General features: G+C 66.1%; 11 protein-coding genes. 6 read left to right on the plus strand and 5 right to left on the minus strand.

Translation table 11 applies throughout. The annotated features are described in order from the left end of the window. Positions 1-107: 107 nt before the first annotated feature. From recG to ISS20_RS00955, 5 genes are all read left to right on the plus strand, one after another. Positions 108-2,267, plus strand: a complete 2,160-nt coding sequence (gene recG / locus ISS20_RS00935; protein ID WP_291432806.1) for an ATP-dependent DNA helicase RecG — start codon at positions 108-110, stop codon at positions 2,265-2,267. A gap of 41 nt (positions 2,268-2,308) precedes the next feature. Beyond that, a complete protein-coding gene (locus ISS20_RS00940) occupies positions 2,309-3,274 on the plus strand; it encodes a LysR substrate-binding domain-containing protein (RefSeq protein WP_056065331.1) in 966 nt (321 codons plus the stop codon). 146 nt (positions 3,275-3,420) lie between these two features. Further along, positions 3,421-5,154 carry a dipeptidase gene (locus ISS20_RS00945; protein ID WP_291432811.1) on the plus strand — a complete coding sequence of 578 codons (1,734 nt, stop codon included), beginning with the start codon at positions 3,421-3,423 and terminating at the stop codon, positions 5,152-5,154. Positions 5,155-5,305: 151 nt separating this feature from the next. Then, positions 5,306-5,824: a Dps family protein gene (locus tag ISS20_RS00950; RefSeq protein ID WP_056647935.1), complete on the plus strand. Its 519-nt coding sequence runs from the start codon at positions 5,306-5,308 to the stop codon at positions 5,822-5,824. 169 nt (positions 5,825-5,993) lie between these two features. Continuing rightward, complete coding sequence (locus ISS20_RS00955; RefSeq protein WP_291432821.1) at positions 5,994-6,362, plus strand: response regulator; 369 nt, start codon at positions 5,994-5,996, stop codon at positions 6,360-6,362. A 96-nt stretch (positions 6,363-6,458) separates the two neighbouring features. Here the strand turns inward: ISS20_RS00955 and ISS20_RS00960 are convergent, their stop codons facing one another. The 4 genes from ISS20_RS00960 to ISS20_RS00975 are packed head-to-tail and all read right to left on the minus strand — an operon-like array spanning position 6,459 to position 12,544. Then, on the minus strand, positions 6,459-7,583 hold the full coding sequence (locus ISS20_RS00960) for a hybrid sensor histidine kinase/response regulator (RefSeq protein ID WP_291432823.1): 1,125 nt from the start codon (positions 7,581-7,583) through the stop codon (positions 6,459-6,461). A gap of 52 nt (positions 7,584-7,635) precedes the next feature. Then, positions 7,636-8,259, minus strand: a complete 624-nt coding sequence (locus tag ISS20_RS00965; protein WP_291432825.1) for a chemotaxis protein CheB — start codon at positions 8,257-8,259, stop codon at positions 7,636-7,638. Beyond that, complete coding sequence (locus tag ISS20_RS00970; RefSeq protein ID WP_291432827.1) at positions 8,256-9,092, minus strand: CheR family methyltransferase; 837 nt, start codon at positions 9,090-9,092, stop codon at positions 8,256-8,258. The genes ISS20_RS00965 and ISS20_RS00970 overlap by 4 nt, the downstream gene beginning before the upstream one ends. An 8-nt stretch (positions 9,093-9,100) precedes the next feature. Then, positions 9,101-12,544, minus strand: coding sequence for a response regulator (locus ISS20_RS00975; protein ID WP_291432828.1), 3,444 nt, complete (start codon positions 12,542-12,544; stop codon positions 9,101-9,103). A 205-nt stretch (positions 12,545-12,749) separates the two neighbouring features. Between ISS20_RS00975 and ubiA the strand changes: the two genes are divergently transcribed. Next, a complete protein-coding gene (gene ubiA / locus ISS20_RS00980; RefSeq protein WP_291432830.1) occupies positions 12,750-13,643 on the plus strand; it encodes a 4-hydroxybenzoate octaprenyltransferase in 894 nt (297 codons plus the stop codon). A 43-nt stretch (positions 13,644-13,686) separates the two neighbouring features. Here the strand turns inward: ubiA and proC are convergent, their stop codons facing one another. After that, a complete protein-coding gene (gene proC, locus ISS20_RS00985) occupies positions 13,687-14,523 on the minus strand; it encodes a pyrroline-5-carboxylate reductase (protein WP_291432832.1) in 837 nt (278 codons plus the stop codon). Between the last annotated feature and the right edge of the window lies 1 nt (position 14,524).

Genomic DNA, 14,524 nt, shown 5'->3' on the forward strand with positions numbered 1-14,524 from the left:
GGGGCCCCGGACTCGAAAACACGCCGTTATCAGGCGTTAGCAATGGTAACCATGGTAGCCTTTTCGGGCTGCGATCTCCGCTCGTTTTCCCTAGCAATTTGCTCCATATGCCCGCCGCCACCCCAGCCCTCGCCAAAACCACCGTGCCTGCTGCCGCACCGGCAGCGCGCGGCCAGGGCGCTGCCTCGGTGGCACAGAAGGCGCTACAGAAGCTGGGCTTGCGCCGCGACATCGACCTGGCACTGCACCTGCCTTTGCGCTACGAGGACGAAACCCGCATCACCCCGCTGGCCAATGCGCGCGATGGGCAGACGGTTCAGATCGAGGCCACGGTCACTGCCAGCGAGATCCAGCTGCGCCCGCGCCGCCAGCTGCTGGTGCAGGTGGAGGACGACACGGGGTCGTGCGAACTGCGCTTTTTCAGTTTCTACCCCTCCCACCAGAAGACGCTCGCCGTAGGCGCGCGCCTGCGCATCCGGGGCGAGGTCAAGGGTGGCTTCTGGGGCCGGCAGATGCTGCACCCGGCGTTCCGTGTGGCAGGGGGCGAGTTGCCTGCGGCATTGACGCCGGTGTACCCCACGACGGCGGGGCTGCCCCAGCCCTATCTGCGCCGCGCCGTGGTCAGTGCGCTGACGCGGGTGGATTTGTCGGACACCCTGCCACCCGGTGCGGAGCCACCGGTGGCACGGATGTATAGCCTAAATGGCCTGCAGCGCAGGTTCAGCTTGCGCGAGGCGCTCACTTTTTTGCACCACCCCACCCCGGATGTGGCGCTGTCTACGCTGGAGGACCACAGCCACCCCGCCTGGCAGCGCCTGAAGGCCGAGGAGTTGCTGGCCCAGCAGCTGTCGCAGCAGCAGTCGCGGCGCGAACGCGACATGCTGCGCGCGCCGGTGCTGCGGCCCCGGCGCAGCGCCGACGGCGCCTTGCCCTTGCACGAACAGCTTTTGGCCGTGCTGCCGTTTGACCTGACCGCCGCCCAGCGCCGCGTGGGTGAGGAGATCGCGGCTGATCTGGCCCGCCAGGTGCCCATGCACCGATTGCTGCAGGGCGATGTGGGCTCCGGCAAGACCGTGGTGTCGGCCCTGGCTGCCTGCCTGGCCATGGACGCTGGCTGGCAGTGCGCGCTGATGGCGCCCACCGAAATCCTGGCCGAGCAGCATTTCGCCAAGATGATTGGTTGGCTGGAGCCACTGCTGGCGCAGAGAGGCCGCAAGGTGGCCTGGCTGGTGGGGGGGCAAAAGAAGAAGGACCGCACCGCCATGCTGGCGATGGTGGCCAGCGGCGAGGCCGCGCTGGTGGTGGGCACCCATGCCGTGATCCAGGAGCAGGTGCAGTTCAAGAACCTGGCGCTCGCCATCATCGACGAGCAGCACCGCTTTGGCGTGGCCCAACGGTTGGCCTTGCGGCAGAAACTCGCAGCCCACGGCATGGAGCCGCACATGCTCATGATGAGCGCCACACCCATCCCGCGCACCTTGGCGATGAGCTACTACGCCGACCTGGATGTGTCCGTCATCGACGAGCTGCCCCCGGGCCGCACGCCCATCGTCACCAAACTCATTGCTGACAGCCGCAAGGACGAGGTGATCGCACGCATCGGCGCGCAGGTCGAGGCCGGACGGCAGGTGTACTGGGTGTGCCCGCTGATCGAAGAGAGCGAGGCGCTGGACCTCTCCAACGCCACCGCCACACACGCCGACCTGAGCGAGGCCTTGCCGGGCTGCATGGTCGGCCTGTTGCACTCGCGCATGCCCACCGCCGAGAAGAAGGCTGTGATGGCGCTCTTCACCAGTGGCCAGATGGGCGTGCTGGTCAGCACCACCGTGATCGAGGTGGGCGTGGACGTGCCCAACGCCTCGCTCATGGTCATTGAACATGCCGAGCGCTTTGGCCTCTCGCAGCTGCACCAGCTGCGCGGCCGGGTGGGGCGGGGCGCTGCGGCGTCGGCGTGTGTGCTGCTGTACGCCACCAACGACAGCGGCCGCGTGGGCGAAACCGCCAAGGAGCGCCTGCGCGCCATGGCCGAGACCAACGACGGCTTTGAAATCGCCCGGCGCGACCTGGAGATTCGCGGCCCCGGCGAGTTTCTGGGCGCACGCCAGTCGGGGGATGCGCTGCTGCGGTTTGCCGACCTGGCGACCGACACGCACCTGCTCGAATGGGCGCGCGAACTGGCGCCGCAGATGCTGGATCGGTATCCTGAACTGGCCGCAAAGCACGTCGCGCGCTGGTTGGGTGGAAAATCAGACTATCTCAAGGCATGAGACGCTCAGAACGACGCTGACGTGGCCCGCAGGAACACACCATGACCCTCACCGAACTCAAGTACATCGTTGCGGTGGCCCGCGAGAAGCACTTTGGCCATGCGGCCGATGCCTGCTATGTGTCGCAACCCACGCTCTCGGTGGCCATCAAGAAGCTGGAAGAAGAGCTGGATGTGAAGCTTTTCGAGCGCAGCGCAGGCGAGGTGACGGTGACGCCGCTGGGCGAGGACATCGTGCGCCAGGCGCAAAGCGTGCTGGAGCAGGCGGCCGCCATCAAGGAAATCGCCAAGCGCGGCAAGGACCCGCTGGCCGGGCCGCTGACGCTGGGGGTCATCTACACCATCGGGCCCTATTTGCTGCCCGAGCTGGTGCGCCAGTCCATCACGCGCACCCCGCAGATGCCGCTGATGCTGCAGGAGAACTTCACCGTCAAGCTGCTGGAGATGCTGCGCACGGGCGAGATCGACTGCGCCATCCTGGCCGAGCCTTTCCCCGACACCGGCCTGGCCATGGCGCCGCTGTATGACGAGCCCTTCATGGCGGCCGTGCCCAGCACGCACCCCTTGGCGGTTAAGAAGTCGGTCACGGCTGCCGAGCTGAAAAACGAGACCATGCTCCTGCTGGGGGCGGGCCATTGCTTCCGGGACCATGTGCTGGAGGTGTGCCCCGAGTTCGCGCGCTTTGCGAGCAACGCCGAGGGCATCCGCAAGTCGTTTGAGGGCTCATCGCTGGAGACCATCAAGCACATGGTGGCCGCCGGCATGGGGGTGACGCTGGTGCCACGCCTGTCGGTGCCGCGCGATGCGTTGCTCACGGTGTCGCGCCGCCGCAAGAGCGACGAGACCTACATCCGCTACCTGCCCATCCGTGAGGAAGACGGTGGCCCGCCGCCCGTGCGCCGCGTGGTGCTGGCGTGGCGCCGCAGCTTCACGCGCTACGAAGCCATTGCCGCCCTGCGCAACGCCATCTATGCGTGCGAGCTGCCAGGCGTGACGCGACTGTCCTGAACGTCTGCTGGGCACTGATTCGCTTCCTGGAATCGGCGCTACACTCCCGCCGCCCCTGCGCAGGTCCACCCGGCCCGGGCAGGCCCTGCTCCACGGCGCCCTCTGCCCATCGGCGGTCGGTGCCTTTGCCCCCACAAGAGGTTCCTATGAAGACGCTTTGGCTCACCGCCACGCTGGTTGCCGCCCTGACGGCTTGCTCCACCCCCACCCCCCCACCCGCAGCCCAGACGCTGAAGAAGCCTGCGCTCGACCGCATTGCGGCCGCGCCTGCCGCCGCTGCCGCAGCGGACTTCCGGCAGTTCCTGACGCTGGCTGCACCGATTCAGCCGCAGCTGCAGACCGCCGTGTCGGCTTATCTGGCCCACAAACCCCTGGCGGGAGATGACCTGGTCAACATCAGCCGCTTGCTGGGTCTGCACAACCGCTTGCGCAACCAGGCGGCTGTGATCGACGCCAAGGCGAAGATGGTGGCCATTCCCACGGTGCGGGCCGACAAGGTGCCGCCGCACGAAGACAAGCACATCATCGCGTTCGGTGCCTTGGTCGAAGGGATGGCCAAGGACTTTGGCCTGCAGTACCGCAATGTGGACAACCGCATCTTTGAAGTGAAGCTGCCCGGCAGTGGCCCCGAAGAATTCGGCATCCTCACCCATGCCGACGTGGTGCCCGTGGTGGCCGACGAATGGGTGCTGGACGATGGCACGAAGCTTGACCCCTTCCAGCTGACCCGCGTGGGCGGCAACTTGTATGGCCGGGGCTCCATTGACGACAAGGGCTCCATCGCCACCGTGCTGTTTGCGATGAAGGCCGTCAAGGACAGCGGCCTGCCGCTGGCGCGCACCATCCGACTCATGATCGAAACCACCGAGGAAACCGGTGGCGATGCGATGAAGTACTACCGCGCCAAGACCTCGCTGCCTGAGTACAACATCGTGCTCGATAGCAAATATCCTGCGGTGGTGGCCGAGAAGGGCTCGGGCGCGCTGCGCACCACCTTTGCCTTGGGCGCCGCTGCAGGCAACCAGCCCACCATCGTGGCCATGGCGGGCGCCGCATCGGCCAACGCCGTGCCCCAGACGGCCACGGCCCGCCTGCGTGGCGGCAACGCCGATGCCACCACCCGCCAGCTCAGCGCTGGCAAGGACGCCTTTATCGGCAAATACACCAGCCAGGGCGGCAAGTTCAGCATCGATGTGGCGCGTGAAGGCGCAGACGTCTTGGTCAAGGTCACGGGCGCATCGGCCCACGGCTCTCGCCCCGAAGAGGGCGTGAACCCGCTACCGCGCCTGGCGCTGTTCCTCAAGGAGTCGGGCCTTGTGCTGGCCCCCAACGGCTACGCGCAGGCCGTGCGTTACCTGACCGACCTGTATGGCACCGACTACCTGGGTCGTACGATGGGGCTGGCCTACAGCGATGACTTCATGGGCCCGCTCACGATGTCTCCCAACCTCATCCGCGAAAAGGATGGCAAGGTCGATGTGCTGGTGAACGTGCGCATGCCCCGTGGCAACACGCCCGAAGCACTGGCCAAAGCCACCACCGAACGCATCAAGGCCTGGGGCACCCAGGCCGGCGTGGCGGTGGAGGTGGACCACAGCCAGGGCAACTGGATGGCGCGCGACCCCCAGGGCGCCTGGCTGGCCACGCTACTCAACACTTTTGGCGACACCACAGGCCTCGAAGCCAAGCCCGTGCCCACCGCCGGCAGCACCACGGCCAAGCTGATGCCCAACGCCATCAACTTTGGCCCCGCCATGCCTGGCAAGAAGTACACGGCCCACAACGCCAAGGAGTTCAAGGAAGTGGCCGACCTGGATGCCGACATGCAGATGTTCACCGAGATGCTGGTGCGCATCGGCAACTTGCCGCAGATGCAATAAGCCTGCGGTGCTTGCCCCCGCGTGTTTTCTTGACCCAGGTGCAGGGCATCGATGTTGGCTGACACTGTGGGGCTTTTGCTTGCGCTACAGTGTTTGAGGACCCCGCACCGCGCGGGGTGTTTCATGTTTTCCGCACGGAAGGAACCTCCCCATGGCCAAAGCTCCTGGAAAAGCCGCACCTGGCAAGACCTCTGCCCCCAGCATCAACATCGGCATCAGCGACAAGGACCGCGCTGCCATCGCCCAGGGCCTGTCGCGCCTGCTGGCCGACACCTACACCCTGTACCTCACCACCCACAACTTCCACTGGAACGTGACGGGCCCTATGTTCAACACGCTGCACACCATGTTCATGGCGCAGTACACCGAACTGTGGAACGCGGTGGACCCGATTGCCGAGCGCATCCGCTCGCTGGGCCATGTGGCGCCGGGTTCTTACGCCGAGTTCGGCAAGCTGGCGACGGTACCCGACGCGCCCGCCAAGCCGCCCAAGGCGTTGGACATGGTGCGCGTGCTGGTTGAAGGCCACGAGGCCGTGGCCCGCACGGCGCGCAGCCTGTTCCCTCTGGCCGACAAGGCCAGCGACGAGCCCACGGCCGACCTGCTGACCCAGCGCCTGACGGTGCACGAGCAGACGGCGTGGATGCTGCGCTCATTGCTCGAAGAGTAAAAGGGTTCGCAGCTTCCAAGCGCATGACCCGAGGGGCGCAGAACAGTGCAGCACAGCGAAGAAGAGCGCCTTGTCCTACATGGCGCATGTCCATCGCCTGCGCATGATGCGGGTTTTGGTCATGCCCCTTCTTCGCAGGGTGGCATGGCGTATCAATCCCCTCTGATGTATGCGAATCCTGTACGTTGAAGACAACCCGGAGCTGCGCGAGACCATCGGCATGCTCATGGAAGGTGAAGGCCGGACGGTCACGCCCTGCGCCACTGCCGAGGAGGCGCTGGCGCTGGATGCTGGGGACGTCTTTGATGTGGTGGTGACCGATGTCAGCCTGCCAGGCCTCTCGGGCACGGAACTGGCCCGCCAGCTGCTGGCGGGTGATCCGCAGCGGTGGGTGGTGCTGTGCTCCGGCTACGAGCTCGGTAGCCACCCGCGCAGTTGGGGGCCCAACGTGCGCGCCTTGCTCAAACCTTTTGAGCTGGAAGAGCTGGAGCAGTTGCTCGAGTGCATCCATACAGCGCTGGCTTCAGCCGCCGGCTGAGTCTTGCGAGCGCCGATCGCTCGCTGTTCATCCTTTATTCATCACGCCACCCCCCCGGTCGTGGCGATCTGCGCTGTTGTGCTGGGCTGCGCGCAGTCAATTGCGGGGGCTGCGTGCTGGCGAGTGGCGCGGCAGTCTCACACGAAAGGTCGTGACATCGTCCCGTGACTGGGCCTCGATGGTTCCACGGTGGGCCCGCACGATCTGGTGCGCAATGAAGAGGCCCAGCCCCAGCCCCTGGTGGCGGCCGGGCTCACGCTCTCTACCCCGGAACGGGTCGAACAGATGCGGCAGCAGCTCAGGGGGAATGGTGCCGCCGTTGGACACTGTGATGCTCACCTCCTCAGGGCTGGTACCGTCCACTGCAATCTGCACAGGGTGGTCGACTCTGCCGTGGTGCAGAGCGTTGCCAACCAGGTTGGTGATTACCTGACACAGGCGTTCGGCATCCCAGGTGCCGGCCAGGTCGCCTTGCAGGGTGGACCCGATGTAGCGTTCCGGGTGGCTGGTGGCCACCTCATCCAGCGTGCGCTGCACCAGCGCCTGCATGTGGGTGGAGCCCAGCTGCAGCGCCAGCCCGCCCGCCTGGCGAATGCGGGTCACGTCCAGCAGGTCTTCGATCATGTGGCCCATGCGCTGGCTGGCGCTTAGAACCCGGTCGGCCATCAGCGCGGCCTTGTCGGGGGACGGCTGGCGCTTGAGCACCGTGGCTGCTGCGACGATGGACTGCAGGGGGGTGCGCAGGTCATGGCTCAGCACCGCCATGAACATTTCATTGATGCGCAACGCCTCGGTGCGCGCGCGCAGCTCATGCGCCAGCGCCTGATTGCGCCGGTGCAGTTCAAAGAACACGCTCGCCTTGTTGGTGAGCATGTGCGGGTCGATGGGTTTGTACAGAAAGTCCACCGCACCACTCTCGTACCCCCGGAACTGCCAGTTCTGCTCCCGCGAACCCGCCGTCATGAAGATGAGGGGAATGTGTCGGGTGCGTTCGCTGCCCCGGATCAGCTCCGCCAGCTCAAAGCCGTTCATCTCGGGCATTTGCACGTCCAGCAAGGCCAGTGCCACGTCGTCGTGGGCCAGCAGCAGCTCCAGGGCCTCGGGGCCAGACTGGGCCTTGAGGATATCCAGCCCGTCGCGTTGCAGCAGGGCCTCCAGGGCGATGAGGTTTTCCTCGACATCGTCAACGAGCAGGCATTTGGTGCGGTCGGTCTGGGGCATGGGCGGTGGGGAGGGTGGATGGGGTTCTCAAGGAAGGACGCATATGCCCGTATCAAAGCTGCTGGCGCTGGTGCAGGTCCGCCAACAGCCTGGCAATGCCTTCAGGGGGCAGGATGTGGTCAACCGCCAAGGCCGCGATGGCCGCCTGCGGCATGGTGGGCATGCTGGCGCTGGCGGGGTCTTGCACGATCGTGAGGCCGCCCGCCGCCTGAATGGCTTGCAGGCCGTGCACACCGTCTTCGTTGGCGCCCGACAGCAGGATGCCCACCAGCCGGGGGCCGTAGTGGTCTGCCGCCGATTCGAACAGCACGTCGATGGAGGGGCGGGAAAAATGCAGAGGGGCGTCCAGCGACAGCCCCACATGCGGTCCCTGGGGCCCGGCATCGACCAGCAGGTGGTAGTCCGGGGGCGCAAAGCTGACCGAGCCTGGCGTGATGGCGTCCTTGTCCTGCGCCTCTCGCAGCGCCAGGGCGCAGCGGGGCTGGAAGATATCCACCAGCAGGCTGCGCCGGTCCCGGGGCAGGTGCAGCACGACCAGAACCGCAGCCTGCAGTGTGGTGGGCAGCGCGGGCAGCAGCTGCAAGAGGGCATCAATACCGCCCGAAGAGCCACCCACCACGACGGCGTGGTAGCCCCCCGGTGGCGATGGCCTTGGCGCTAGGGCGGGGCTGGTCATCGTCCGGCCCTTTTTCGGTAGATGCGGTCCTCCAGCACGAAGTCCTCGAAGGCATCGGTGTGCGCAGAAAACCGCAATGACTCCTTGGAGCCCAGGCCCAGGAAGCCCCGGTGGCACAGCGACTCGCGGAACAACCCGAGTGCACGGTTCTGCAGGTCGCGCTCGAAGTAGATGAGCACATTGCGGCAGGACACCAGATGAACCTCGGCAAACACGCTGTCGGTGGCCAGGCTGTGGTCAGAGAACACCATGTGCTCGCGCAAGCCCTTGTCGAACACCACGCGGCCATAGCCGGCAGCGTAGTAGTCCGACAACGAACTGCGTGCGCCGGATCGCGCATGGTTCTCGGTAAAAGCCGCCACCCGCGACACGTCGAACACTCCAGACTCTGCCGCGCGCAGCGCGTGCGGGTTGATGTCCGTGGCGTAGATCAGCGTGCGGTCCAGCAGGCCTTCTTCCTGCAGCAGGATGGCCAGCGAATAAACCTCTTCTCCCGCGCTGCACCCGGCCACCCAGACCTTGAGCGACGGGTAGGTGCGCAGCAGCGGCACCACCTCCTGGCGCAGCGCCTGAAAGTAGCTGGGGTCGCGGAACATGTCGCTCACCTGCACGGTGAGGTATTCGAGCAGCGCAGGGAACACGGCAGGCTCGTGCAAGACGCGGTCTTGCAGCTGCGACAGCGTCTTGCAGTCGAACTGGACCAGCGCCGACGCCAGCCGCCGCTTGAGCGACGCCTGCGCGTAGCCCCGGAAGTCGTAGTGGTAGCGGTGGTAGATGGCATCGATCAGCAGGCGCTGCTCAATGTCTGCGGTGCGGGCCTTGCGATGGGGCATGGCGGGGCCTACTTGGGCATCCACACCCGCACCAGGGACAGCAGCTTCTCCACGTCCAGCGGTTTGGCGATGTAATCATTGGCCCCGGCGGCCAGGCATTTTTCCTGGTCGTCCTTCATGGCCTTGGCGGTCAGCGCGATGATGGGCAGGCGGCGCCACTCGGGGCGGTTGCGGATCTCGCGCATGGCGGTGTAGCCGTCCATCTCCGGCATCATGATGTCCATCAGCACCAGGTCAATCGCAGGGTGGCCGCCGCTGCCGGCGCGCTCCAGCGCCTGCAGGGCCTCCAGGCCGTTGCGCGCAATCTCCACGCGGATGCCGGTGGGCTCCAGGATGCTGGAGAGCGCAAACACGTTGCGCACATCGTCTTCCACCACCAGCACGTTGCGGCCTTCCAGGGCAGTCTCGCGGTTGCGGGCCACCTGCAGCATCTGGCGGTGCTCGGCCGACAGCTCCGACTCCACCTGGTGCAGGAACAGCGTGACCTCGTCGAGCAGCCGCTCGGGGGAGCGGGCGTCCTTGATGATGATGGACTTGGAGAACCGGCGCAGCTGCTGCTCCTCGTCGCGCGACAGGGCGCGGCCTGTGTACACGATGACGGGCGGGAAGGAGACGCCGTCCTGCTCCGTCATCTGCTGCAGCAATTCGTAGCCGCTCAGGTCGGGCAGGTTCAGGTCCATCACCATGCAGTCAAAGGTGGAGCCGCGCAGGTGCGCCAGCGCCTCGGCTGCCGTGCCGGCGCCCACGATCTCCACGTCGTCGTTGGTGAGCAGGTGGCGCACGCTCTCGCGCTGGCGTTCGTCGTCTTCCACCACCAGCACGCGCCGCAGGTTCTGGGTGAACTTGGCTTCCAGCCGCTGCAGGGCATGCACCAGTTCGTCGCGCTTGACGGGCTTGAGGGCGTAGCCCACGGCGCCCCGACCCAAGGCTTCTTGCGAGTAGTCGGCCACCGAGACCACATGCACCGGGATGTGGCGCGTGTCCGGGTTGCGCTTGAGCTGGTCGAGCACGCCCAGGCCCGAGAAGTCGGGCAGGTTCACATCCAGCACGATGGCGCTGGGCAAGCTGTGCACCGCATACGCCAGGCCGTCGGCGGCGTTGTGGGCCAGGTGGCAATCAAAGTCCATCTCGCCGGCCAGGTCGCTCAGGATCTGCGCAAAGCGCTCGTCGTCCTCAATCACCAGAATGCTGCGGGCGCTCGCGCGGCGCGGGGCTGGCGACGCGAGAGGCGCCGCTGACGGTGGCAACGCAGGGGTAAAAGGAGCAGGGGCGACGACCGGTGCAGGCGCGCGAGCAGGTACTGCGGCAGCCAGCGGCGCCGTAGGTTCTGCTTCCGGCGACGAAGGCACCAGCTTCTGGGGCAGCACCAGGGTGAAGACGCTGCCCTCACCCGGCGTGCTGTGAACGTGGATGGACCCACCCAGCAGCTGCGCCAGGTCGCGCGAGATCGACAGGCCCAGACCCGTGCCGCCGTATTTGCGATGGGTGCTGCCATCGGCCTGGCGGAAGGCTTCGAAAATCAGCTCCTGCTGGTGCGCCGGGATGCCGATGCCCGTGTCCTTGACGGCAAACGACAGCGTGTCGTCCGGGTTGCGCGACACATGCAGCGCCACCGAGCCTTTCTCGGTGAACTTGAGCGCGTTGGACAGCAGGTTCTTGAGCACCTGCCCCAGGCGCTGCGGGTCGGTGTCCAGCGTGGCGGGTGCGTCGGGTGCGACGGTGGCCGTGAGTGTCAGGCCCTTCTCTTGCGCCAGCGGGCGCAGCGGGTCGATCAGGGTTTGCAGGGCCTTGGACAGCGTCACCGTTTCCACCGACACGGTGGCCTGGCCAGCCTCGATCTTGGACAGGTCGAGGATGTCGTTGATGAGTGCCAGCAGGTCGTTGCCCGCCGCGTAGATGGTCTGCGCGTACTTCACCTGGTCGGCGCTCAGGTTGCCCGGCTTGTTGTCTGCCAACAGCTTGGCCAGGATCAGGGTGGAGTTGAGCGGTGTGCGCAGCTCGTGGCTCATATTGGCCAGGAACTCGCTCTTGTACTGGCTGGCCAGCTCCAGTTCGCGCGCCTTGTCCGTCATGGCGCTTTGGGCGCGCAGCAGTTGCTCGCGCTGGTATTCCAGCTGCTGGGTCTGCGCCTCCAGGTGGGCGTTGGTCTGCTCCAGCTCGGTCTGCTGCACCTCCATCTGGGCCTGCGACTCTTGCAAGATGCGGCTTTGCTGCTCCAGCTCCTCGTTGCTCACACGCAGCTCTTCTTGCTGGGTCTGCAGCTCCTCGGACTGGCGCTGGGTTTCTTCCAGCAAGGCTTCGAGCCGGTTGCGGTCGATGCCCGCGCGCACGGCCACTGCCAGCATCTGCGAGGCGCGTTCCATCAGGGTGCGCTCGGGCTCGGTCACCGGGCGATGAAAGCCCAGTTCGATCACGGCAAACACTTCGCCGTTCTCGATGGCGGGGGCCAGCAGCAGCTCGGTTGGCGCGGACTGGCCGGTGCTGGACGACACCATCAGGTGCCCGGCGGGCACATCGCGCACATGCAGCATCTGGCGCGAGCGCGCGACCTGGCCCACCAGGCCTTCGCCGGGCAGCAGGCGCTGCTCCAGCCGTTCGCGGGGCAGGGCGTAGCCACCAAACAGGGTGAGTGCGCCGTTGCAGTCGGCCACATAGCCTGCCCCCACAGCCGCGCGCAGGTATTGCGCCAGGTATTCAAGCGTGAGCTGGCCCAGGTCCTCCAGCCGGTGGTCGCCCTGGATGCGCTGGCTCAGCCCGTTGAGGCCGGCCGCCACCCACGACTGCTGCGCCTTGAGGCGGTACTCCCGTGCATTGGCGGCAGCCGACAGGCAGATGAGCACCAGCAGCACGAACGAGCCGCCCCAGGAGTAGTAGGTGGACATCGAGGCGGCCTCTACCCACTGCTTGCGGTCACTTTCCAGCTGCTGGTTCAGCAGCGTGGACAGGTCCGATGCCAGGTCGCGGATGCGGTCCATCAGCACCCTGCCGGCATCACTGCGGGTTACGGCCACGGCGGCCTCCTGGCCCTTTGAACGGCGCAGTTCAATGGTCTCGCCCAGCTCGCGCAGTTTTTCGTGGCGCAGGTCATCGATCTGCAGCACCAGGCGGCGCTGCACGGCGCTGTCGTTCGTCAGCTCCTTGAGGCGCGCCATGTTGCGCTCCATGGCGCCCAGAGACAGGTTGTAAGGCTGCAGATAGGTGTCGTCCCCCGTGAGCAGATAGCCGCGTTGCCCGGTCTCGGCGTCTTTCAGCGAGGACACGAACAGGTTGAGGTGGCGCATGGTCACCGTGGTTTCGTCCATGGCTTCCACCGCTTGCGCCCGCACCTGGGCGGTGCGGAAGTTCACCAGCGCGATCAGCACCGTGGCGAGGGCGGCAATCACAAATCCCACCAGCATTCCGCGGGGAACAGCAAAACGCTTGGCGGCCTGGGAGGTCGATGTATGGGGCATGCGTTGAGGCCCCAAAAGGGCGGGTGCGTTGGGGGAGGACCGAAGACTGTAACGGGTTTTACGCGCAAGTAGGGCGCTGTTGCTTTGCCTGGGCGTGGTGCGCGATGGTCGGCGGCGCTGCTGCTACATTCGGTGCGCCCGTGGTCCCCCACCCGTAGCAGCGCACTGCTGCCGAGCCTCTTTTTTTGCTTTCGATCGCCCCACCATGTCGCCGCACCCTGTCACTGCTCGGAGTCGTTCTTCGCTCTACCTCGACCTGATCCGCTGGGACCGCCCTGCAGGCTGGCTGGTGTGCCTGTGGCCCACGCTGTCTGCGCTGTGGGTCGCAGCCGATGGATTTCCAGGTTGGCACTTGCTGGCCGTATTCGTGCTGGGCACTTTCTTTATGCGCAGCGCGGGCTGCTGTGTGAACGATGTGGCCGACCGCGACTTTGACAAACACGTCAAGCGCACGGCGCAGCGCCCGGTCACGACCGGAGCCGTGTCGGTGAAGGAGGCGCTGGGCCTGGGCGCCGTGCTGGCGCTGGTGTCGTTTGGCCTGGTGCTCACCACCAACACTGCCGCCATCCTCTGGTCTGTGCCCGCCGTGCTGGTGGCCATTGCCTACCCTTTCACCAAACGCATCATTTCCATGCCCCAGGCAGTGCTGGGCATTGCGTTCAACTTCGGCATCGTCATCGCCTTTGCCGCCGTGCAAGGCAGCGTGCCTGCGGTGGCGTGGTGGATGTGGCTGGGCAACATGTTCTGGGTGCTGGCCTACGACACCGAATACGCCATGGTGGACCGCGACGACGACCTCAAGATCGGCATCAAGACCTCGGCCATCACCCTCGGGCGGCTGGATGTGGCCGCCATCGCGGTGTTTTATCTGCTTTTCTTGAGTATTTGGGCGGTAGCGCTACAACCGTATGCCTTGGGTGCTATTTTTTATGTAGCGGTTACAGTGGCGCTGGCCCAGGCCGTGTGGCACTTCACCCTGATCCGCACACGCACCCGCGAGGGCTGCTTCAAGGCGTTCCGCATCAACCACTGGCTGGGTGCCACGGTGTTTGCGGGCATTGCGGGTAGCTATCTGGTGCGGGCGGTACTCACAAATTAATAGCAGTCAGCGCTTGATCGACTAGCGCTACTGCCCCAAAACATCAAGATCCGAACTCGTTGCCGAGTTCGTTGGCACGCTTTTCGGCGGCGCGCATGGCAGCTTCGAACGCCTGCGACACGCCGCTGGCTTCCATCGACTGCAGCGCGGCATAGGTGGTGCCGCCCTTGGAGGTGACGCGTTCACGCAGCACGGCCGGGGGTTCATGGGAGCGGCGGGCCAGCTCCGAGGCGCCCACAAAGGTGCCCACGGCCAGCTGGTGCGCCTGCGCCTCGCTCAGGCCCATGCCCACACCAGCGCGCGTCATGGCTTCGAGGAAATAGAACACATAGGCCGGGCCCGAGCCCGAGAGGGCGGTGACAGCGTCGAGCTGCGTTTCGCTTTCCACCCAAAGGAACTCGCCGGTGGACGCCATGATGGCTTCCACACTCTGGCGCTCGGCGTTGGTCACGGCGGGGCGCGCGTAGATCGCGCTCATGCCCTTGCCCACCAGCGCGGGCGTGTTGGGCATGGTGCGCACGATGCGCTCGGTGCCCAGCCACTGGGCGATGCTGTCCGAGCGGATGCCCGCCGCCACGCTCAGGTGCAGGGCCTGCTGGGTGTGTGCCTTGGCCTGCGCGGCGGCGTCCTTGAAGGTCTGGGGCTTGACGGCCCAGACCACGATGCTTGCGCGCTGCAGCGCTGGGCCCGCCTCGGGCTGAGCGGTGAGACCAAAGTTCTTGAGCAGCGCCTCGCGTGTAGGGGCGTAGGGCTCGACCACCTCGATCTGGCTGGCCGGGTGGCCCTGGTGGATCAGCCCGCCAATGATGGCGCTGGCCATGTTGCCGCCGCCAATGAAAGCGATGGTGGGAAGCGAGGGGGATGCGGCGGTTTGGCTCATG

Source organism: Acidovorax sp. (assembly GCF_016783915.1).
Lineage (GTDB): Bacteria > Pseudomonadota > Gammaproteobacteria > Burkholderiales > Burkholderiaceae_C > Acidovorax.